The organism is Caniella muris, from assembly GCF_943193035.1.
Lineage (GTDB): Bacteria > Actinomycetota > Coriobacteriia > Coriobacteriales > Atopobiaceae > Granulimonas > Granulimonas faecalis.
The window spans coordinates 1537046-1558192 of record NZ_CALPCK010000001.1 but is presented as its reverse complement, the minus strand read 5'-3'; the positions used below and the strand labels follow the sequence as shown (position 1 = coordinate 1558192).

Sequence of the window (21147 nt, the reverse complement as noted above, 5' to 3'; positions counted from 1 at the left end):
GAAAGCAATTGAGGGCGACCCTCTCGGCACCTGAATGCGATTGGGGGCGGATTCCGCTCGCCTGAACGCGGTTGAGGGCGACTTCCGGCGGTTCTGCCTACAGGGAGTCGCCCTCAACCGCGTTCAGGTGGAGAGAGGAGGGGTGCCGAGGGGGGTGGCGAGAGGAGGCCGGCGATGGGGCGGCGGCGGAGGTGACCCCCGCCTCCCTTACACCACCTGGAAGATCAGGAAGTCCAGGTAGTGGGTCTCGGGGATGCCCCAGACGATGGGGTGGTCGGGAGCCTGCTGGCGCTCCTCCACCTGGCGGAGCTGCACGTTGGCGTCGTGGGCCGCCTGGGCGACGGCGGCCTTGAGGCGGTCGGCGTCCATGAAGTGCGAGCAGCTGCACGTGGCCAGGTAGCCGCCGCGGGGCAGCAGGCGCAGGGCCTGGTTGTTGATCTCGCGGTAGCCACGGGCCGCGGCCGACACGTTCCTGCGGCTCTTGGTGAAGGCCGGCGGGTCCAAAACGATGAGGTCGAAGGGCCCGCCCTCCTCGGTGCGGCGGCGCTTGTCAGCGATGAGGGCGTCCAGGTACTCGAAGACGTTCGCACAGGTGAAGCCCATGACGTCCTCGAGGCCGTTCAGGCGGGCGTTGGCGGCGGCCAGGTCGCACGCCGTCTGCGAGATGTCCACGCAGCGCACGAAAGCCGCCCCTCCCGCAGCCGCGTTGAGGCCGAACGGCCCCACATGGGAGAAGCAGTCGAGCACGCGGCGGGCGCGGGCGATGTCGCGGACCGCGCGGCGGTTGTACTTCTGGTCGAGGAAGAAGCCCGTCTTCTGGGAGTGCACGAGGTCCAGGGCGTAGGCGACGCCGTTCTCGCGCGCCACCACGGAGGGCTCGCCGGGGTCGTCGGCGCCGGGCTCGGGCCACCAGCCTGTGTAGGACGGCAGGCCCTCCTTGGCGCGGCTGGCGACGTCGTTGCGCTCGTAGATGCCGCGAATGGCCTGGCCACGGCCGCGAAGGGTGTCGAGGAGCGCGGGGTACACCGTGGGGCGGAGGCGCTCCATGCCCACGGTGCCCACCTGCGAGACGAGCACATCCTCGTAGCGGTCCACCGTGAGGCCCGGGAAGCCGTCCGCCTCGGAGAAGACCACGCGGCAGCAGTTGGTGTCGGGCTCGCAGCCGGGGAGGGCCCGGGCACCCATGACGCACTCGCGGTAGTCCCAGGCCCAGGCGGCCTTGCGGCGCCAGAAGGCGTCGTCCACGCGGTCGTTGGCGTTGCGGGTTACCAGCCGCACGCGGATCTTGCTCTGCTCGGAGAGCAGGCCCGTGCCCAGGTAGGTACCCTTCTCCTCGCGCACGTCCACCACGCAGCCGTTGGTGGCCGCCTCCCCGGTGGCCGGCGACGGCTCCAGGGAGCGGACCTCGCCCTCGAAGACCCAGGGGTGTCCCGCCGAGATTGCCCGGGCGGCCTTCTTGGTGACGACCGCCTGGGGGTACGGGCGCAGCTGCTTCATGGTTCCTCCGGGGTCGCGGGCCGCACGCGGCGGGCACCGCGGGCAGGATAATCAGACTCTCAATAGGAGAAGTGACAGATGGGCCAGGCACCACTGTCACATCCGGCGTGGCCGCTACGAGTGGCGGCCGAACCGCCCGCCCGAGGGGCCGCGCCCGCGGGAGCGGGAGCCCGAGAACATCGTGCGGCGGGGCTTCACCGTGGAGCGGCGGGGGTTGGGCACGATGCGGCCGGCGGCGTAGTCGAAGCCCTCGAGGTCGGCCACCGGCACGAGCTTCTTGGTGAAGTACTCGATCTCGCGCAGGGGGCTGATCTCGTCGGGCGCCACGAAGGTGTAGGCGTGGCCCGTGGCGCCGGCGCGGCCCGTGCGGCCGATGCGGTGCACGTAGTCCTCGGGGTCCAGGGGCACGTCGTAGTTGACCACGGCGTCGATGCCCGAGACGTCGATGCCGCGGCTCATGACGTCGGTGGCCACGAGGATGCGCACCCTGCCGTCGCGGAAGTGCTCGAGGGCGCGCTCGCGGGCCTTCTGGGGGCGGTCGGCATGCATGACGTCCACCTTGAAGCCGGCGTTCTTGAGGGAGCGCTCCAGCTGGTCAACCCGCGCCTTGGTGCGGCAGAACACGAGCACCCGCTCGAAGTCGTCGCGGCGCACGAGCTCCTCCAGAAGCGGCGTCTTCTGGCCCTGGACCACGGGCATGAGGGCCTCCTCCACCGTGGCGGCCGTCTCGCCCACCCGGGCGATCTCGATGACGTCGGGGTCGTGGAGCAGCGCGTTCACCGTGGACGAGATGGACGGCGGGAGGGTGGCCGAGAACAGCAGCGTCTGCTTCTCCTCGGGCAGCGCGTGGATGATGCGGCGGACGCTGGGCCAGAAGCCCATGTCGAGCATGCGGTCGGCCTCGTCGAGGACGAGCACCTCCACGGCGTCGAGGTCCACGAGCCTGCGCTCCATGAGGTCGATGAGGCGGCCGGGGGTGGCCACGAGCAGGTCGCAGCCCTTCTCGAGCTTCTTGAGCTGGCTCTCGAACCGCGCGCCGCCCATGACGATGACGGCGTGCTGGCCGGTCTTGCCGCACACCACCGAGGCGACGTCCTCGATCTGCTGGGCCAGCTCGCGCGTGGGGGTGACCACGAGGGCCTGGGGCGCCGTGGCGCCGGCGGGGCGCCCGGCGGCGCGGGCGCTCTCGGCGATGCGTTGGAGCACCGGCAGCACGAAGGCGGCCGTCTTGCCCGTGCCCGTCTGCGCGGAGGCCACCACGTCGTGGCCCTGCAGGACGCAGGGGATGGCGTCGGCCTGGACGGGGGTGGGCTGGGTGAAACCGAGGGCATCGACGCCCGAGAGGATCTGCTCTGTGAGCCCGAGCTCGGCAAATGAAGTAGACATGCCTCCTAGTATGGGCCAAACCGCCCCGCAGCGGGACGGCGACGGCCCATCCGGCGCGGCGCGGTGCCGGGAGCGGCGCCGTCGGGGCCTCCGGCACCCCCGCGCGGGGTCCAGCACCTGCTAGCATGGACCTCTGTCAACGAACGTTCAGCCGGAGGGGTCGCCATGCCCATCAAAGTCGCCGACGGCCTGCCCGCCAAGGAGATCCTGCGGCAGGAGCGCATCTTCGCCCTGGAGGAGGAGGTCGCCTCCAACCAGGACATCCGCCCGTTGCGCGTGGTCATCCTCAACCTCATGCCCACCAAGGTGGAGACGGAGACCCAGATCCTGCGGCTCATCTCCAAGAGCCCGCTGCAGGTAGACGTCGACTTCATGCGCGTCTCCAGCCACGAGTCCACCCATGTGAGCCAGGACCACCTGGTGAAGTTCTACGAGACGTTCGACGCCTTCCACGACGGCTACTACGACGGCCTCGTGATCACCGGCGCGCCCGTGGAGCAGATGGCCTTCGAGGACGTGGACTACTGGGACGAGCTCTGCGAGATCATGGATTGGGCCCAGACCCACGTGTTCTCCACCATGTACCTGTGCTGGGGCGCCATGGCCGGCCTCTACCACCTGCACGGCGTGCCCAAGCGGCTGCTGGGGGCCAAGCTCTTCGGCGTGTTCCCGCAGCGCCTGTGCGACGAGTACAACTTCCTCACCAACGGGTTCGACGAGGTGCACAACATGCCCCACTCGCGCCACGCCACGAGCGACCCCAACGCCATCGAGGCCGACCCGTCGCTGCAGGTGCTCTCCCGCGGCTTCACGAGCGGCCCGGCCCTCGTGGCCACGCCGCACTTCTTCGAGGTGTACGTGCTCGGGCACTTCGAGTACGGCCGCGACACCCTGGCCGGCGAGTACTGGCGCGACTTCAAGGCGGGGCTGCCCATCCAGCTGCCGGAGAACTACTTCCCCGACGACGACCCGGAGCGCCAGCCGATCTTCACCTGGCGCGCCCACGCCAACCTGCTGTGGCGCAACTGGCTCAACTACGTCTATCAGATGACGCCCTACGAGCTGGAGACGATGCCTGCGGTCAAGGCCCAACTGGCCGAGCAGGCCGCAGCCGAGCACGGCGTGCCCGCCAAGCTGTGACCCCGGCACCCAATAATTCGCCTGAAAGCCGCTGGGGGCACGCAACACGTGCCCCCAGCGGCTTTCAGGCATAGCGTAAAACCCTCAACGCCATTACTGACGAGCTCTTTGACTGGTTCAGCTTTGAGCTGATGAATCCGAGCATTGGTTCTCTTATTTTTAACCCATCATTTTTTACCGCCGAGAAGGGAACGGCATGAATCGCAGGACTTACCAAGCGGGCACATTCTTCTCGAGGTGAGGAATGCAACTACTCCGTATTCAGCACTTGGCCCACTTGAGTGCCGCCCTATGCCTGCTTGTCACCGCAACGGCAGGTTGCCTGACGGCCTGTTCCCAAAACCGGCAGCCCACGACCGCCGCCGAGCCCACAGAAACCCGGCCCCCCTCCCAAGGCAACGACACGGCAAACGGTGGCTTTTGGTATCAGGACCTAGCCGTCACCTACCTTGGGCCGAGCAGCAAGGCCAACGGAGCCGACCCGACCGTCTCCCTCGCCATCGAATCCCCGGCCCCCGACGGCGAGCTTCCTGCCACCGTCGACGCCGTCGCCCGCGTTTCGTTCGACGGCTTTGAGCCCGGCCAGCACCTGTCCGTCGACCTGTCGTATGGACCGGTCTCCCCCGGACCCGACCAGCCGTGCGTCTATTCGGTGTGGCGCGTCACCCCTACGCCTGCATAACCCGCCCGCACGGCGCATCTCCGTACCTGACGCACGGTCGAGGGGCCCCGACGCTTCGGCGCGTCGGGGCCCCTCGACATCAAACCCTTGTGGGACACAAGTGCCCGACCATTGGGACAGAAGTGTCCGACCGGTGGGACAGAGCGGCTAGGCCAGCAGGGTCTTGCGGCCGTAGGCGGCGTCCCAGTTGCGGGTGAACTCGTCCACGGCCATGGGGGTGCTGGGGATGTCGAGCATGTTCCAGGCCACGTCCACGGGGACGGTCACGGCCTCGATGCCGTTCTCGAGCAGCTCGTTGACCTGCTCCACGTTCTTGAACGAGGCGGCCACGATGCGGGTGTCCATGCGGGCCTGGTCGAGCATGGCCTGCAGGCGCACGACCTCGCCCACGCCGTCGCCCAGGTTGCACATGCGGTTGACGTAGGGAGCCAGGTAGTCGGCGCCGTTCTTGGCAGCCATGAAGCCCTGGCTGGCGGAGTAGATGGCGGTGGCCAGGACGCCCAGGCCCTCGGCCTTGCAGGCCTTGATGGCGCGCATGCCCTCGTGGGTCACCGGGATCTTGACGTAGGTGTTCTCGGGGCGCAGGGCGCAGATGTAGCGGGCCTCGGCCATGATGCCGTCGAAGTCCGTGGAGACCACCTGGATGAACAGCTTCTGCTCGGGTGCCAGCACCTCGAGCATGCCGTCGCGGACCTCCTCGAAGGTCTTGCCGCTCCGGGTGATGATGGTGGGGTTGGTGGTCACGCCGTCGACGGTGTAGACCTCGTTGAGCTCGCGGATGGCGTCGATGTCGGCGGTGTCGAGGATGAGTTCCATGGTCTTCCCTTTCTGGTCCCGGCCTGGGTTTTCTACGCTGGCCTTATGATAGCTGTTTACGAACGAAACGATTACCTGCTACGAACAGATATATGTACCGGCCTCACTCCCCACGGACGCGGGCGTCCAGGCCGCGGGCGCGGGCCTCGTCGACCACCCAGGCGACGTCGGCCTCGGAGAGCTGTGGGACGTCCCCCATGGCGTAGTCGAGCCCCAGGGAGTCGTACTTGGCACTGCCGAGCTGGTGGAACGGCAGCACGTCCACGCGGGTGAGACCGGCGGCCCCCACAGCGTCGAGGTTGGCGGCCACGTTCTCCGGAGAGTCCGTGTGGCCGGGGACGATGGGCATCCGGGCCACGACGTCGGCGCCGAGCCCCCGGAGGGCCGCCAGGTTGCGGTCGCGCACCTCCGGGTCGATGCGGCAGATTCCGAGAGAGCGGTCGCGGTCGGCCACCTTGAAGTCCACGAGCCAGCGGTCGCACACGGCGGCCAGTCCCGCGGGGTCCGCCATGGGCAGGGCCAGGGTGGTCTCGACGGCGGTCCCGAGGCCCTCGGCCTTGGCCCGCCCGAGGAGCGCCTGCACGAAGGGCTGCCAGAGCAGCGCCTCGCCGCCGGAGACCGTGAGCCCTCCCCCGCTCTCCTCGTAGAAGGCCGCGTCGCGCAGCACCCGGTCCATGACGTCGTCCACGGAGAGCTCCTCGCCGAGGAGCGTCTTGGCGCCGGTGGGGCAGTCCTCGGGCGCCGTGGCGCAGAGGCCGCCCGGCTCGCGGCGGGAGCACCCCATGCACAGCCGCTCCTTGAAGGAGACCTCCGGGGCGGCCGAGAGGTTCTCGGGGTTGCAGCACCACGGGCACGTGAAGGGGCAGCCCTTGAGGAACACGGTGGTGCGGATGCCGCCGCCGTCGTGGAGCGAGTAGCGCTGCACGTTGGTGACGCAGGCCGTCTGCCCGGCCCTAGAGGACATGCTCGCTCCGGTTGATGATGTCGTCCTGGATGCCGCGGGCGAGCTCCACGAACATGGCCGAGTAGCCGGCCACGCGCACCACGAGGTCACCGTGGTCCTCGGGGTGCTCCTGGGCGTCGAGGAGCGTGGCCCTGTCCACCACGTTGAACTGGATGTGCTGGACCTTGAGTCGGTTGAAGGCGCGCAGGTAGGCGCAGAGCCTCTCAACGCCGTCGTCGCCGGCCAGCGTGGCGGGCGAGAACTTCACGTTCAGGAGGCTGCCGTTGGAGTCGAGGGTGTTGTCGAGCTTGGCCACGGAGCGCAGCGACGCGGTGGGGCCCTCCTTGTCGCGGCCCACCATGGGCGAGAGGCCGCCGTCGGCCAGCTGCTCGTGGGCGCGGCGGCCGTCGGGGGTGGCGCCGCAGGCCTCGCCCAGCGGGATGTGGGCCGAGACGGTGTAGCTGCCGGGCTGGAAGCGGCCGCCGCGGGGGTTGCCGTACCGCACGACCTCGTGGCCGTAGTGGGAGAGCAGCCGGCTGCCGATGAGGTCGACCTCGTCGACGTCGTTGCCGTACTTGGCGAAGCGGTTGACGAAGCGCCGGCGCCAGACCTCGTCGCCCTCGCCGGACCAGTCGCGGTCGAGCATGGCGTAGAGGTCGCCCCAGGAGAGCAGGCCCTGCTCGATGACGGCCTGCTTCATGACCAGCAGGGAGTCGGCCAGGTTGGCGGTGCCCACGCCCTGCACGCCGGAGGGGTTGTAGCGCGCGCCGCCGGCGGTGATGTCGGCGCCCTTCTCCATGGCGTCGCGGACGGCGCAGGACAAAAGCGGGGTGGGGCTGGTCTCTCGGTGGGCGAGGTCGCAGACGTTGCACCCCTCCACCATGAGGGCCACGTAGCGGTCGATGACGGCCTCCACGGCGGAGACGAGCCCCTCGAAGGTGTCGAAGCCCTCCGGGTGCTCGGCCAGGGCGATCTCCATGCAGCGCACCATGTTGAACATCGAGATGTCGTGCAGGCCGTACATGCGGCCGGGGATGGACAGCTCCACGCAGCCCACCACGCCGTAGTCGCGGGCGTCCTCGAGGGAGACGCCGCGGTTGACGAACGACAGGATGTTGGCGTCGTCGGAGAAGACCTGCGGCATGCCGTCGCCCAGGCGGATCACCTCGGCGGCGGTGCGGAGCAGGCGCGCCGGGGCGGTGGAGTGGATGCGCAGCGAGAGGTTGGGCTGGGGCAGGCGGGTGTCGTTCTGCACGTCCAGCAGCAGCTCGGAGAGCTCGTTGGAGCAGTCGCGGCCGGTCTCGTCGACGCCGCCCACCACGATGTTGAAGCCGGAGGGGAAGCCGGCGAAGAACTTGGCGCTCTCGGTGCTGCGCACGAACACGACGGTGTTGCACTTGAGGTAGAAGTCCTGGATGAGCTCGCGGATGAACGCGGGGTCGGCGCCGGCATCGCGGGAGGCGCGGTAGAGGGGCCAGAGGTACTGGTCCACGCGGCCCAGCGAGATGGAGCTGGCGTTGGACTCGTGCTCGAACACGAGCTCGGCGAGCCACAGCGCCTGCAGGCCCTCGTAGAAGTCGCGGGCCGGGCCCTCGGCCAGGTGGTCGAGCATGGCGGCCATGCGGGAGAGCTCCCCGGCGCGGGCGGGCCCGGCCGTGGCGGCCAGGGTGCGGCAGGCCTCGGCGTAGCGGCGGATGTAGGCCACGGTGCCCTCGAGCACGATCACGGCCGCCTGGTAGAACCCGTTCCCCGGCTCGGCGGCCAGGTGCCCGCGGGCCTCGGCGAGGAGCGCGCCCCAGCCGCGGGTGATGACGGCCTCGAAGTCCGGGATGATGTGACCCTGGCCCTTGTCGGTCTGGGCCACGGCGAACACACGGGTCCTCTGGGCCTCCACCACCTCGGCGGGCACGTGGGCGCGGTACCAGTCGTTGAGGCTGCGGCCGCGCCAGAAGGGATAGAGGACGTCGCGGTAGTAGGCCTTGTCCTCCTCGGTGATGGAGAAGCGGTCCTGCGGGCGGGTGCCGAACTCGTCGAGCTCGTCGAGGATCCAGTAGGGGCTCATCTCTGGCGAGACCACGCCGGCGCGGGGCACGCGGGTGCGGTTGCCGGCGAGCAGGTCGCGGTCGTCGATCACGATCTCATGGTTCTCCAGCAGGTGGACGAGGGCGCGGGCGCGGCGCAGGATGGCGGGCTGGCCCTCGGTCTCGCCGTAGCTCTCCATGTAGAGGGTGGCGCGCTCGAGGTCGATGGGGCGCTCCTGTGCGAAGAGGCTGTCCTTGATGGCCTGGGTGCGCTGGGTGAGCATGGCGTCCTCCCTGATGGGGTTATTACTTGCTCTTACTTTATCCTATTCTGTCGTGGTATCTACAAGAACAAGACAGACTGAATGACTCCACAGCACCTCCACCGATGGAGGCCCCCATCTGGGGGCCGGGTCCGGCAACGGGCCCGCATCCGGCGCCGCTCAGAGCACCGTCGCCCCGGCCTCCTCCAGCGACTCCACCAGGGCCGGGGTCGCGGGGGCCGTGATCACCGCGGTGAAGTCGCGGACGTTGCCGTAGGCGTACGTGCCCCAGGCGCCGAACTTCTCGGCATCGGCCACCAGGTAAGCCTCGCGCGAGCGCTCGAGGGCGCACCGCTTCACGATGCCGTCGTCGGCGTCGAACGTGAGGACGTCGCCCGACGCCGCGTCCACGCCCAGCGCGGCGATGAACGCGCGGTCGAACCGCAGCGGCCCCAGCGCCTCCACGGTGCGCGCCCCCACAAAGCCGTTGAGCTCCCTGTTGACCGTGCCACCGGTGCCCACGGCCGTGACCAGCGGGTTCGCGGCGAGGATCTGGAGGATGTCGATCATGGTCGACACCACCTGGCAGCGGGTGTCCCCGGCCGCCAGGAGCTGCGCCAGGTAGTGGTTGGTGGACGAGACGTCGAGGAACACCGTGTCGCCGGGCTCGATGAGGCCGTAGGCCCGCTCGGCGATGGCGCGCTTGGCGTCCGCGTTGATGTCCACGCGGTTGAGCACCACGCGCTCGAGGGGCGCCTCCGGGCGGATGGCGCCGCCGTAGACCTTCTTGGCACGCCCCTCCTCCACCAGCTGCTTGAGGTCCTTGCGGATGCAGTCCTCGCTCACGTCGAAGCGCGCCGCGAGGTCGGCCACGGCCACGCGGCCCTGCTCGGCGATGAGGTCGGCGATGGCGTTCTGCCGCTCCTGAAGAAACACCGGGCACCCCCTTTGTCGTTGTTCACGTATTGTTTTGTCCGACTTTATCGTATTTGGACCGCAGCGACCCGAACTCCCGCAAACGATGGGCCCGGGGTGGGAAAACCGGCCTCTGGCCCGCGGCCGGGGCGGCTATACTACGAACCGTCTGCGCCGGCGACGGGCCGGCAGCCTCACTACATGAGAAGGGACATCGATGAAACCCCGACCTCGCAGTCGATGACCCCTCCCGCGTGACTCCGAGACCGTTCGGACACCGGGCGAGGGGTGTCCGGCCGCCCACGGGCGGCACCGTGACAGGGCGAGACCCTGGACCACGAAGGAGCACGCATGATCTACCTGTCCCAGATGCTGGGCCTTCCCGTCGTCGACTCCGAGGGCGAGCAGGTCGGCACCGTCAACGACCTGGGCATCGCCACCGGCGAGGTCTTCCCCCGGGTCACCTCCCTGGCCTTCGTGGGTCCGGGCAAGACGCCGTTCATGATCAGCTGGCGCAAGTACGTGGAGGACTTCGACGGCGACGCCGTGCGCCTCAAGGTCCCCGCCACCGACATCCGCTTCTCCTACCTGCAGCCCGAGGAGGTCCTCATCAACCGGGACCTCATGAACAAGCAGATCGTGGACACCCGCGGCCTGCGCGTGGTGCGCGTGAACGACCTCAAGCTCTCCGACTCCGGCTCGTCCCAGCTGCGCCTCCTCGGCGCCGAGGTGGGCGCCCGCGGCGTGCTGCGCGGCCTCTCCCCGCGCCTGGAGTCTCTGGCGGTCAAGGTGGGGCGTGTCTTCGGCCACGAGCTCCCCGAGAGGATCATCGCCTGGAGCTACATGGACCTCCTCGACCGCGAGCTCTCCGACGTGCAGCTCAACGTGAGCCACAAGACCCTCGACGACATGCACCCCGCCGATATCGCCGACATCCTCGAGCAGCTCGACCCGCGCCTCCGCGGCCAGGTCTTCGCCCAGCTCGACGACGTCCAGGCGGCCGAGGCCATGGCCGAGCTCGACGACGACGAGATGGCCGCCGAGATCATGGACGAGATGAACGCGGCCGACGCGTCCCGCATGCTCTCGGAGATGGACCCCGACGACGCGGCCGAGCTCGTGAGCGAGCTCGACTACGAGCGCGCCGAGACGCTCCTGCGCCTCATGGGCGTGAAGGAGGAGCGGGCCATCCGCCAGCTCCTGGGCTACCGGGAGGACACCGCCGGACGCATCATGACCTCGGAGTTCATCGACCTGAGGCCCTCCGCCACGGTGGCCGACGCCATCGGGGCCATCCGCACCGTGGACGAGGACGAGATCGAGACGGTCAACTACATCTACGTGACCGACGACGACCGCCGCCTCCTGGGCGTGCTGTCCCTGCGCACCCTGCTCATCGAGCCCATGGGCGCGACCCTCTCCTCCATCATGGAGACCGACGTCATCTGCGCCGACCCCGACGACGACCAGGAGGACGTGGCCGAGGCGATCTCCAAGTACAACCTGCTGGCCATCCCCGTGGTCACCGACGAGCGCCGCATCGTGGGCATCGTCACGGTGGACGACGCCCTCGACGTCCTCGAGGAGGAGCACGAGGAGGACCTGCAGCTCGCCGGCGGCCGCACCGACTCCGACCCCGACCGGCCCACCCACGACCTCCGGTGGCTCCTGGGCAGCCAGCTCTGGTTCTTCTTCTGGGTGGTGGGCGCCGCCGTGATGAGCGCCGTGGGGAGCGCCCTGGGCCTCGGCGCCGGCACCCTGGCCGCCGCGGTGGCCCTGCCGGTGTGCCTGCTCATGGCCGACGACATGGTGGGCTACGTGGTGGGCTTCTTCATCGAGTTCGACCCCGACGACGAGGACGCCCCTTCCAGCGGCGCCTTCGTCGTGCGCGGCGTGGCCATCGCCTGCGTCTACCTCGCCCTCGTGGTGCTGGCCGCCGCCGGGTTCGCCGAGATCGTGCCCGAGACGCCGGTCACCCAGGCCCTCGTCGACGGCTTCTGGGCCGCCGCCGCGGCGGCCCTGGTGAGCTACGGGTCGGCGCCGGCCTACCTCAAGGCCCTGCGGGTCAAGGACGGGCGCGGCGAGGACGTGTCGCGCCTCTCCCTGCGCATGGTGGCCCTCGCCGTGGCCATCGCGGTGTTCTGCGCCGTGGCCCTCGCCCTCCTCGGGATGCAGGGATAGCCCGTGGCGGCCCTCAAGCGGGACCGGACCCCGCAGAACCCCACCGGCCAGAGGCGCCCGGCGCCGGCGGCCCCCAAGGCCATGCGCGTGGGCACCGTGCTCGCGGCCATGGGCCCGGGCCTCATCGCCGCCCTCTCCGGCACCGACGCCGGCGGCATCGCCACCTACTCCAACGCCGGCGCGCTCTTTGGCTTCGGCCAGCTCTGGACCGTGCCCATCATGGGGTTCCTCATGATCGTGGTCCAGGAGACCGCCGCCCGCATGGGCTGCGTCACCGGCAAGGGCTTCGCAAGCCTCATCCGGGAGCAGTTCGGCGTGCGCATGAGCGCGTTCGCCATGCTGGCGCTGCTCGTCTCCAACACCATGGTCACGCTGTCCGAGTTCGCCGGCATCGCGAGCGGCATGGCCCTCTTTGGCATCCCGGCCGCCGTGAGCGTGCCGACGGCGGCCATCGTCATCTGGCTGCTCACCATGAGCGGCAGCTACAAGCGCATCGAGAAGGTGCTGCTGGCCATCTGCTGCGTCTTCATCACCTATGTGATCGCCGGCTTCATGGTGGGCCCCGACTGGGGAGACGCCCTCAACGCCACCCTGGTGCCCCGGGTCCAGGCCACGCCCGAGTACCTGAGCCTGCTCGTGGCCAACATCGGCACCACCATCGCGCCGTGGATGATCTTCCTCGCCCAGTCCAACGTGGTGGACAAGAACGTGGGGGCCGCCGAGATCCCGTTCCAGCGCATCGACACCGCCACCGGGGCCATCCTGGCCTCCGCCATCTCCTGGTTCATCATCATGGCCACCGGCGTGACCCTGCACCCGGCGGGCATCGCCGTGGACGATGCGGCCCAGGCGGCCCAGGCCCTGGTCCCCATCGCCGGCGCCTACGCCGAGAGGCTCTTCGGCCTGGGGCTCGTGGGGGCCTCGGTGCTCGCCGCCTCGGTGCTGCCCGGCATCACCTCGAGCGCCGTGTGCGAGGCCTTTGGCTGGGAGCACGGGGCCGACCGCACCTGGGGAGAGGCCCCGGTGTACCGCGGCATCATCACCGCCATCATCGCCCTCTCGGCCGGCGTGGTGCTCGTCCCCAACGTGGACCTCTTTGGCATCATGATGGCGGCCCAGGTGGTCAACGGCGTGCTGCTGCCGGTGCTCATGGTCTACATGGTGCGCATCGCCAGCGACCGGCGGATCATGGGCCGCTACGTCAACGGCCGCGTGTGGACGGCCATCACGTGGGCGACCATCGGCGTCATCGCGGCCCTCACCGTGGTGATGTTCGTGCTGCAGGCTCTGGGCTACTGAGCCCCTGTCCCAACAGTCGGACACTTTTGTCCCAATGGTCGGACACTTTTGTCCCACATTGACCGGGCGCCCCGGCCGGTCGCACCCCCTGGTGCGCCCCCGCCGCACCCCCGGGCCCCTCGGTCCCTCGCCCCTTCGGCACCTGAACGCGGTCGAGGGCGCCCCTCCCCGCACCTGAACGCGCCTGAGGGCGGATTCCGCCTCCCTGAACGTGGATGAGGGCGACTTCCGGCACGTTTCCGCGCTGGAAGTCGCCCTCAATCGCATTCAGGTGCCGATAGGGGGGTGCCGGTGGGGGGCGCCGATCGGTGGCGGCCGATGGCAGCCGGGGGCAGCCGGGGGCAGCCGCCCTACTCCGCGGCGGACACCTTGGCCCAGTCGGCCTCGAAGGCGGCCAGGCCGGCGTCGGTCAGCGGGTGGTGCAGGCACTTCTCCATGGCGGCGAAGGGCACGGTGGCGATGTCGGCGCCGAGGAGGGCGGCCTGGGTCACGTGGTTGGGGGTGCGCAGGCTCGCCGCGATGATCTCGGTGTGCTCGGGGCCGTAGTAGTTCTTGACGGCGGTCACGATGGCGGAGAGCTGGTCGATGCCGTCCTCGGCGATGTCGTCGAAGCGGCCCACGAACGGGGAGACGTAGCGGGCGCCGGCGGAGCAGGCCATGAGGGCCTGGGGCACGGTGAAGATGAGCGTCATGTTGACGTCGACGCCGTGCTTCTTGAGCTCCTTGGTGGCGGCGAGGCTCTCGGCGCAGATGGGCAGCTTCACCACGATGTTGGGGGCGAGGGCGGCCAGGCGCAGGCCCTCGGCCACCATCTCCTCGGTGGTGGTGGCGGTGGACTCGGCGGACACCGGCACGTCGGGGCAGGCCTCGGCGATCTTGACCATGTGGGCCTCGAAGTCGGCGAGCTTGCCGCCGGTCTTGGCGTAGAGGGAGGGGTTGGTGGTCACGCCGGCGACGCAGCCCCAGCTGTAGGCGGTCTTGATCTGCTCGAGGTCGGCGGTGTCGATGAAGAACTTCATAGTGTGTCCCTTCTCGGAAGTGCCGGGTCACGACGTTGGTACCCAGCCTGATTGGTTGAAGAACCCACCCGGGTCGGCTGACGGCCGAACGGTCGTGGCCGCGGGCTACCCAGCGACGATGGCGATGCCGGAGCTGGTGCCGATGCGGTCCGCGCCGGCCTCCACCATGGCGGCGGCCTCCTCGGCGGTGTGGATGCCGCCCGAGGCCTTGACCTTGCAGGCGTCGCCCACGGCGGCGCGCATGAGCGCCACGTCGTGCACGGTGGCGCCGCCGGTGCCGAAGCCGGTGCTCGTCTTCACGAATGCGGCCCCGGCCTCCACGGAGAGGCGGCAGGCGCGCTCCACCTGCGCGTCGTCGAGGTAGCAGGTCTCGAGGATGACCTTGACGCAGCGGCCCTGGGAGGCGCGCACCACCGCGGCGACGTCCTCGCGCACGGCGTCGTCCGCGCCCTCGAGCAGCCAGCCCACGTTGAGGACCATGTCCACCTCGTCGGCGCCGTTCTCCACGGCCCACTTGGCCTCGTAGGCCTTGGGGTCGGTGGCCATGGCGCCCAGGGGGAAGCCCACCACGCAGCAGGTCTTCACGGGGGTGCCGGCGAGGCGCTCGGCCACCATGGGCACCCAGCAGGTGTTCACGCACACCGAGGCGAAGCCGTGCTCGACGGCCTCGTCGCAGAGGCGGGCAACGTCGTCGCGGGTGGCGGTGGCCTTGAGGACGGTGTGGTCGATCAACGCGTTCAGGTTCACGGGACCTACCCCTTTCCACGGTTGGTATCAGTGGTTATCAGTACTTGAATAGGCGAAGTGACAGATGGGCCAGGCACCTCTGTCACGCGCGCGTCGTGCGGCGGGTGGCTAGGCCAGCGCCTCGGCGACCGTGGCCACGAGGGCGTCGGCGGTCAGGCCGTACTCCTCCTGCAGGAAGGAGGCGGGGCCCACCTGGCCGAAGCGCTCCTCCACGCCGTGGCGCACGAGCGGCACGGCGATGGCGCGCTCGGCCATGACCTCGGCCACGGCGGAGCCCAGGCCGCCGATGACGTTGTGGTTCTCAAAGGCCACGACGGCCTTCTTGCCGGCGGCCTCGGAGACGAGCAGGTCCACGTCCAGCGGCTTGATGCAGAACATGTCCACCACCTCGACGGAGACGCCCTTCTCGGCCAGGGCCTCGGCGGCGTCCAGCGCGTCGGAGACCAGCTGGCCCGCGGTCACCACGAGCACGTCGTCACCGGGGCGCACCACGTTGCCGCGGCCGATCTCGAAGGTGGAGCCGGGGGCGTAGACGTCGCGGACGGCCTTGCGGTTGCCGCGCACGTAGTGCACGCCGGTGCCCAGGCCGGCGAACTCCCGCACGATCCAGGCCATCTGGGTGGCGTCGGCGGCGTCGGCCACCACGGCCCCGGGGATGGTGCGCATAAGCGCCACGTCCTCGTAGGTGGTGTGGGTGCCGCCGTTGGTGGCCACGGTGAAGCCGGGGTCGGAGCCGTAGATGTTGAGGGTGTTGCCGGCATAGGCGCCGGAGAGGAACACCTGGTCGAAGGCGCGACGCGTGGCGAAGGGCCCGAAGGTGTGGCAGAACGGCACGAAGCCCTCGGAGGACATGCCGGCGGCGATGCCCATCATGTCGGCCTCGGCGATGCCGCACTGCACGAAGCGGTCGGGGTTGGTCTTGGCGATCTTGGTGAAGCCGCTGGCGCCGCCGAGGTCGGCCTCGAGGGCCACCACGTCGTCGCGCTCGGCCATGAGCTCCTGGAGGGTGGAGACCACCACGGCACGGAGCTCGGTCCCCATCTGGGAACGGTCCTTGGCGAGGGTGAACATCAGGCTCGGCTCCCTTCGATGACGGCCTCGAGCTCGGCGATGGCGGCCTCGGCGGCTGCCTTGGCCTCGGCGTTGAACTTCACGGAGTGGTTGTCCATCAGCTGCTCGAAGTAGGGGACGCCGGCGCCCTTGACGGTGTCCATGACAATGGCCACGGCGCTGTCCTCGGTGTGCTTGGCGCAGGTGATGGCGGCGTCCAGGGCCACGACGTCCTGGCCGTTCACGCGCTGGGTGGCAAAGCCGAAGGCCCGCATCTTCGCGGCGATGTCGAAGGGGTTCATGACGTCGACGGTGTAGCCGTCGAGCTGCTTCTTGTTGTCGTCGATGATGACGATGCAGCGGTTGAGGCGGTTGTGGGCTATGAACTGGAACGCCTCCCAGCACTGGCCCTCGTTGAGCTCGCCGTCGCCCACGATGAGGTAGGTGTAGGCGTCGGAGCCCTTGAGGCGGTTGGCGTAGGCGATGCCCGCGGCGGTGGAGCAGCCCTGGCCGAGGGACCCGGTGGTCATGTCCACGCCCGGGGTCTTGAGGCGGTCGGGGTGGCTCGGCAGGTCGGTGTGACCCTGGTTGAGCGTGAGCAGCATGTCGCGGTCGAAGAACCCGCTCTCGGCGAGGGCCGCGTACCAAGCGGGGCCGGCGTGGCCCTTGGAGAGGACCACGCGGTCGCGGCCCTCCCAGCGGGGGTTCTCGGGGTCGTAGGCCAGGACCTTGCCGTAGAGCAGGGCCATGAGGTCGGCGATGGAGAAGGACCCTCCCAGGTGGCCGGCCCCCAGGGGGAGCAGCATCTCGAGCACGTCGCGGCGAATCTTGGCCGCGAGGGCGGTCACGCGCTCCAGCTCTTCTGCCTGCATCGTGTCTCCTTTCTTGACGGTGAATCGCTATGACAAAGGCGGGCGGTCCTGGAGGGCCGCCCGCCTGGGGCTCTCATCAGGTAGTCGCGGCCCAGATCAGGGGCCGCACTGATCCTGCGTTGTGGTGGGTGGGGCGCCCGCGCCTACTCGGCGTCGAACTTCGCCTTGAGCTTGTCGCGCAGCTCGTTCTTGTCGACGATGTTCACGAGGACGACCTTCTGCTCCTCGGGGATGTCGTTGACGAAGTTCTCGAGGTCGCGGCCGATGACGAAGAGGTCGGCGGCACCGGGCTGGACGTCGGAGATGGTGGTGTGGTCCACCGTGACGTCGGTGCGGCCGAGCTCGGCCAGGACGTCGTCGATGTTCATCTGGACCATCAGGCTGGAGCCGAGGCCGGAGCCGCAGGCGCACATGATCTTGGAGATAGCCATGGTGGTGACTTCCTTTCCATTGCTTGCGCCCTGGGGCGCCGGGTAGTAGGTACGGGTTCCATCGTGGAACTTTGATACGTCCACGGTGTGGAGAAATCGGCGGGGGCGCCTTCCGCGCCGGTGAGGCTCAGGGCGCCCCCGCCGGGAGTGCACGGGCGCGGAGGCTTACTTGGCCTCCTCGACCTTCTTGGGCGCCACGAGGTTGAAGACGATGGGCGCCAGGTAGCAGGCCACGCAGATGACGAGGAGCGGCCAGCCGGGCAGCACCTGGGCAAGGTTGCCGAAGGCGATGCCGAGGATGGAGAAGTCGAAGTCGGAGAAGGTGGCGCTGGTGAAGCCGAGGGCGGTGAAGACGGGCATGCACAGGGCCGGCAGGAAGGTGATGAGCAGGCCGTGGATGAAGGAGCCGGCCACGCAGCCCTTGATACCGCCGCGGGCGTTGCCGAAGACACCGGCGGTGGCGCCGCAGAAGAAGTGGGGGACGACGCCGGGGAGGATCAGGGCGACGGGCACCAGGGAGGCGTTGATGGCGCCGAGGATCACGAGGCCCACGATGCCGGCCACGAAGGACACGAGGAAGCCGATGATCACGGCGTTGGGGGCGTAGGGGAAGGCGACGGGGCAGTCGATGGCGGGCACGGCGCCGGGCACGAGCTTGGTGGCGATGCCCTTGAAGGCGGGGACGATCTCGCCCACGACGAGGCGCACGCCGGAGAGGATGATGTACACGCCGCCGGCGAAGGCCATGCCGGAGGTGAGGGCCCAGACGAGCCAGTTGGTGTGGGTCTCGGTGCCGACGTTGAGCAGCTCGTTCAGGTACTGGAACTGGGTGGGGTCGGCGTCGAGGATGCCGCGGCCCACGGCCACGCCGGTGACGACGATGAAGAACACCATCATGGTGATGGAGATGGAGACCACGGTGTCACGCAGGAAGGTGAGGCGCTTGGGGAAGCTGATGTCCTCGGTGGAGGTGCTGCCCTCGAAGAAGTGGCCCACCCAGCCGGAGATGGCGTAGCCGATGCCGCCGAAGTGGCCGAGGGCGATGGAGTCGGTGCCGGTGACCTTGCGGAAGGTGAACTGGCAGAAGAACGGCGAGAGCACCATGATCAGGCCGAGCACGCAGCCGCCGGCCACGTAGAGGCCCCAGCCCTCGAGGCCGCCGATGGAGAGCACGACGGCGAGCATGCAGGCCATGTACAGGGTGTGGTGGCCGGTGAGGAAGATGTAGGGCATGCGGGAGAAGCGGGCGAGCACGATGTTGAGCACCATGCCCAGGCACATGATGATGGCCGTGGCCTGACCGAAGTCCTTGAGGGCCATGGACACGACGGCCTCGTTGTTGGGGACGACGCCCTGCATGTTGAAGGCGTAGTTGAAGACCTCGCCGAAGGCGAGCAGGGAGCCGCTCTGGAGGTAGGCGGCGCCGGCGGAGAGCACCAGGAAGCCCACGATGGTCTTGATGGTGCCGCTCACGACGTCCTCGACGGGCTTCTTCTGAAGCACGAGGCCGATGAGCGAGAGGAGGCCGACGAGGATCGCCGGAGTGGACAGGATGTTGACGAAGAAGTCGAGCACTGCCATCATCCGTCTCCTTTCTTGTCGCGTTGGTTCCTTACACGTTTCCTATGGCTGCCGACCCGGAGGCCGGATGATGCCCTGTCAGGCAGACGCCTCGGCGTCGTCGACGAACAGGCGGTAGGCCTCGTCGGCGTCGGCGGCGCAGGCCACAGCCTCGATGGTGGCCGGGTCGGAGAACATCGTGGCGAGCTCGCGCATGACCTCGATGTGGGAGTTGGAGTCGGTGGCGGCCAGCGTCACCAGGACGCGCACGCCGGGGCCCTCGGGCTTGAAGAAGACCGGCTCGCGCATGACCGTGACGGCCAGCTGGGTCTTGAGGGCGCCCTGCTCGGGACGGGCATGGAGAAGGGCGAGGTCGGGGCAGATCACGAAGTACGGGCCGAACTCGGCGGCGTTGTCGATGATGCCCTGGATGTAGCGGTCCTCCACGAAGCCACCGTCCACCAGGGGGGTGACGGCCACCTTCACGGCCTCCTCCCAGGAGTCAGCCCCTTCCCAGATCTGGACGTTCTCGCGCTTGAGCATGGACTCGATAGCGTTGGCCATGGCGCCCCTTTCCTCTTCAGACAACTTAATGATGCTTGGACAGCCCTGACAATGACAGGACTTCCTAGGTTTTTCCTGTTTCTTCCGGTTTTCTCCCGCGAACGGTTGGTATTTGACGATGAACGGTAGATGAATCAGGAAGAAGCTGGAAAAGACGCCATACAGCGACTAAATTGAGTCTCGAGACAGTCTGCTTTTCCCGGTTTTTCACCCCAACCCGCCGCCAACCGCCCGAGGAGCCCCGTGTTTCCCAAAGAGCGCCGCCGCGCCATGGCCGCATACATCGACGCCGAGGGCCACGCCACCGTGGAGGAGCTGGCCCAGCGGTTCTCCGTCTCGGTGGACAGCATCCGCAAGGACCTCAAGGTCCTGGCGGCGGAGGGGCTCTGCCGCCGCGAGTACGGCGGCGCCACCCGAATCGACCGGCCCGAGCCCGAGCCCGCCAGCGAGGCGGCCCTGCTCCACGGGGCCCTCGACCTTGCCGAGGAGGACTCCGCCGAGCACAGCCGCAGGGCCGTGGCCGCCCGGGCCTACATGGAGATCGCCGACGGCGACGCCATCTTCCTGGACGTCTCCAAGACCTGCCTCTACATCGCCGAGCTTCTGGCCGCGGGCGACAAGCGCTGCATCGTGACCACCAACATGATCGACATCCCCACGGTGCTGGCCAAGAACCCCAAGGTCACGGCCTTGGCCACCGGCGGGTACCTCTCCCCCGACATGCGCGGCTTCACCGGCCCCACCACCATCAGCCTGCTCGAGCCGCTCCTCTTTGAGAAGGCCTTCGTCTCGTGCTCGAGCATCTCGCTGCAAAAGCACGCCGTCATGGCCGACGTCATGGACGACGGCCTGGTGAAGCAGCGCGCCATAGAGAACGCCACCTACAGGTTCCTACTGGCCGAGGACTGGAAGTTCTCCAACCGGGCCGGCTACCGCTTTGCCTCCATCGGGGACTTCACGGCCGTGGTCACCAACGAGAGCGACGTGGCGGTGCTGGGCCAGATCGCGTCCATGGGGATCCCCACGCTCTGCTAGGGGTGGGCGGGGCGCCGCGCTCCTGCCGCGACTCCGCTGCTGCCATCGCCGCTATCCCGCTGTCCCCGGACCTGCCACTGCGCGTGCCCCCCTGCGCCAACTCATCTAGAATGAAATAGAGCACGTGACAAATGGCACCGTCCCCTGTCACACGAAAGAGGGAGGCACCGTGGCAGCTATTTCCCGGCGGCACCTCATGACAATCGCCGGCCTACTGGCCGGAGGCGCCCTGACCTCATGCGCACCAAGCACACAAACCGAGACAGCGCGCTCGCCGAACGCGGGCGACGGCGACGCCTCCCAGGCGCAGACCGGCGGCGAGGGTGCGGCGGCCGGAACATCCGAGGGCGAGGCGGTCTTCTCGCAAAGGGAAGGAGAGCAGCTCCTTGTGGTTGCCAAGGTGCTCGACAGCCCCCGGCTCGAGGCTGGCTCTTACGTGCTCGTGACATTTCGCAATGTCGCAGCTGCCGTAACCGTATCGCCCGGCACCCGCATCACCTGGATGAGCACCCTCGCACCCGAAACCCTGGGCTACATATCCGGATGGGACCTGCGCGTCGAGCCAACGAGCGAGTGGCCCGCAGCAGTCGTGCACACTCAGATGGAGGCGGACGCAATAAATGCAATGCGGCCTTGAAGTAACCCTGCGCCGACTAATTCTCTTCTAATATCGAAAAAAGTAGATACTCACAGATATTTTAAGATACCACTGCCTCAGCAGGACAC

Annotated in this window: 19 protein-coding genes; 6 read left to right on the top strand and 13 right to left on the bottom strand. The window is 68.7% G+C overall.

Annotation, left to right across the window (positions count from 1 at the left end):
• Nucleotides 1-207: 207 nt before the first annotated feature.
• Entirely contained in the window at nt 208-1497 is a 1290-nt protein-coding gene (locus tag NFR49_RS06710) for a class I SAM-dependent rRNA methyltransferase (protein WP_251158834.1), read from the bottom strand.
• A gap of 114 nt (nt 1498-1611) precedes the next feature.
• On the bottom strand, nt 1612-2883 hold the full coding sequence (locus NFR49_RS06705; RefSeq protein ID WP_251158833.1) for a DEAD/DEAH box helicase: 1272 nt from the start codon (nt 2881-2883) through the stop codon (nt 1612-1614).
• Between the two features lie 165 nt (nt 2884-3048).
• Here NFR49_RS06705 and NFR49_RS06700 point away from each other — a divergent pair, with 165 nt between their 5' ends.
• Together NFR49_RS06700 and NFR49_RS06695 are read left to right on the top strand one after the other, a co-directional pair.
• On the top strand, nt 3049-4023 hold the full coding sequence (locus tag NFR49_RS06700) for a homoserine O-succinyltransferase (RefSeq protein ID WP_251158832.1): 975 nt from the start codon (nt 3049-3051) through the stop codon (nt 4021-4023).
• A 244-nt stretch (nt 4024-4267) separates the two neighbouring features.
• On the top strand, nt 4268-4705 hold the full coding sequence (locus NFR49_RS06695) for a hypothetical protein (RefSeq protein WP_251158831.1): 438 nt from the start codon (nt 4268-4270) through the stop codon (nt 4703-4705).
• Between the two features lie 147 nt (nt 4706-4852).
• On the opposite strand, the gene NFR49_RS06690 is transcribed toward NFR49_RS06695, so the two are convergent.
• The 4 genes from NFR49_RS06690 to NFR49_RS06675 form a co-directional block, all read right to left on the bottom strand.
• Complete coding sequence (locus tag NFR49_RS06690) at nt 4853-5521, bottom strand: transaldolase family protein (RefSeq protein ID WP_135977957.1); 669 nt, start codon at nt 5519-5521, stop codon at nt 4853-4855.
• Nucleotides 5522-5624: 103 nt separating this feature from the next.
• A complete protein-coding gene (locus tag NFR49_RS06685) occupies nt 5625-6485 on the bottom strand; it encodes a radical SAM protein (protein ID WP_251158830.1) in 861 nt (286 codons plus the stop codon).
• Complete coding sequence (locus NFR49_RS06680; RefSeq protein ID WP_251158829.1) at nt 6475-8769, bottom strand: formate C-acetyltransferase/glycerol dehydratase family glycyl radical enzyme; 2295 nt, start codon at nt 8767-8769, stop codon at nt 6475-6477. The genes NFR49_RS06685 and NFR49_RS06680 overlap by 11 nt, the downstream gene beginning before the upstream one ends.
• A gap of 159 nt (nt 8770-8928) precedes the next feature.
• Nucleotides 8929-9684, bottom strand: a complete 756-nt coding sequence (locus NFR49_RS06675) for a DeoR/GlpR family DNA-binding transcription regulator (RefSeq protein WP_251158828.1) — start codon at nt 9682-9684, stop codon at nt 8929-8931.
• Nucleotides 9685-10014: 330 nt separating this feature from the next.
• Here NFR49_RS06675 and NFR49_RS06670 point away from each other — a divergent pair, with 330 nt between their 5' ends.
• Nucleotides 10015-11844 carry a magnesium transporter MgtE N-terminal domain-containing protein gene (locus NFR49_RS06670; RefSeq protein WP_251158827.1) on the top strand — a complete coding sequence of 610 codons (1830 nt, stop codon included), beginning with the start codon at nt 10015-10017 and terminating at the stop codon, nt 11842-11844.
• Nucleotides 11845-11925: 81 nt separating this feature from the next.
• On the top strand, nt 11926-13143 hold the full coding sequence (locus NFR49_RS06665) for an Nramp family divalent metal transporter (protein ID WP_251158951.1): 1218 nt from the start codon (nt 11926-11928) through the stop codon (nt 13141-13143).
• A gap of 350 nt (nt 13144-13493) precedes the next feature.
• Here the strand turns inward: NFR49_RS06665 and NFR49_RS06660 are convergent, their stop codons facing one another.
• The 7 genes from NFR49_RS06660 to NFR49_RS06630 all read right to left on the bottom strand — a co-directional run bounded on the left by NFR49_RS06660 (nt 13494) and on the right by NFR49_RS06630 (nt 19386).
• A complete protein-coding gene (locus tag NFR49_RS06660; protein WP_251158826.1) occupies nt 13494-14162 on the bottom strand; it encodes a transaldolase family protein in 669 nt (222 codons plus the stop codon).
• Nucleotides 14163-14267: 105 nt separating this feature from the next.
• Nucleotides 14268-14909 (bottom strand): deoxyribose-phosphate aldolase, encoded by a 642-nt coding sequence (deoC, locus tag NFR49_RS06655; protein WP_251158825.1) that lies wholly within the window; start codon nt 14907-14909, stop codon nt 14268-14270.
• Between the two features lie 108 nt (nt 14910-15017).
• Nucleotides 15018-15980, bottom strand: a complete 963-nt coding sequence (locus NFR49_RS06650; protein ID WP_251158824.1) for a transketolase family protein — start codon at nt 15978-15980, stop codon at nt 15018-15020.
• Complete coding sequence (locus NFR49_RS06645; protein ID WP_251158823.1) at nt 15980-16831, bottom strand: transketolase; 852 nt, start codon at nt 16829-16831, stop codon at nt 15980-15982. The genes NFR49_RS06650 and NFR49_RS06645 overlap by 1 nt, the downstream gene beginning before the upstream one ends.
• A 143-nt stretch (nt 16832-16974) precedes the next feature.
• Nucleotides 16975-17262, bottom strand: coding sequence for a PTS sugar transporter subunit IIB (locus tag NFR49_RS06640; RefSeq protein ID WP_135977948.1), 288 nt, complete (start codon nt 17260-17262; stop codon nt 16975-16977).
• A gap of 165 nt (nt 17263-17427) precedes the next feature.
• Complete coding sequence (locus NFR49_RS06635; RefSeq protein ID WP_251158822.1) at nt 17428-18843, bottom strand: PTS ascorbate transporter subunit IIC; 1416 nt, start codon at nt 18841-18843, stop codon at nt 17428-17430.
• 78 nt (nt 18844-18921) lie between these two features.
• Nucleotides 18922-19386, bottom strand: coding sequence for a PTS sugar transporter subunit IIA (locus NFR49_RS06630; protein ID WP_204406857.1), 465 nt, complete (start codon nt 19384-19386; stop codon nt 18922-18924).
• A 243-nt stretch (nt 19387-19629) separates the two neighbouring features.
• Here NFR49_RS06630 and NFR49_RS06625 point away from each other — a divergent pair, with 243 nt between their 5' ends.
• Complete coding sequence (locus NFR49_RS06625) at nt 19630-20421, top strand: DeoR/GlpR family DNA-binding transcription regulator (protein ID WP_135977946.1); 792 nt, start codon at nt 19630-19632, stop codon at nt 20419-20421.
• A gap of 169 nt (nt 20422-20590) precedes the next feature.
• Nucleotides 20591-21058 carry a hypothetical protein gene (locus NFR49_RS06620; protein WP_251158821.1) on the top strand — a complete coding sequence of 156 codons (468 nt, stop codon included), beginning with the start codon at nt 20591-20593 and terminating at the stop codon, nt 21056-21058.
• The last annotated feature ends 89 nt before the right edge of the window (nt 21059-21147 follow it).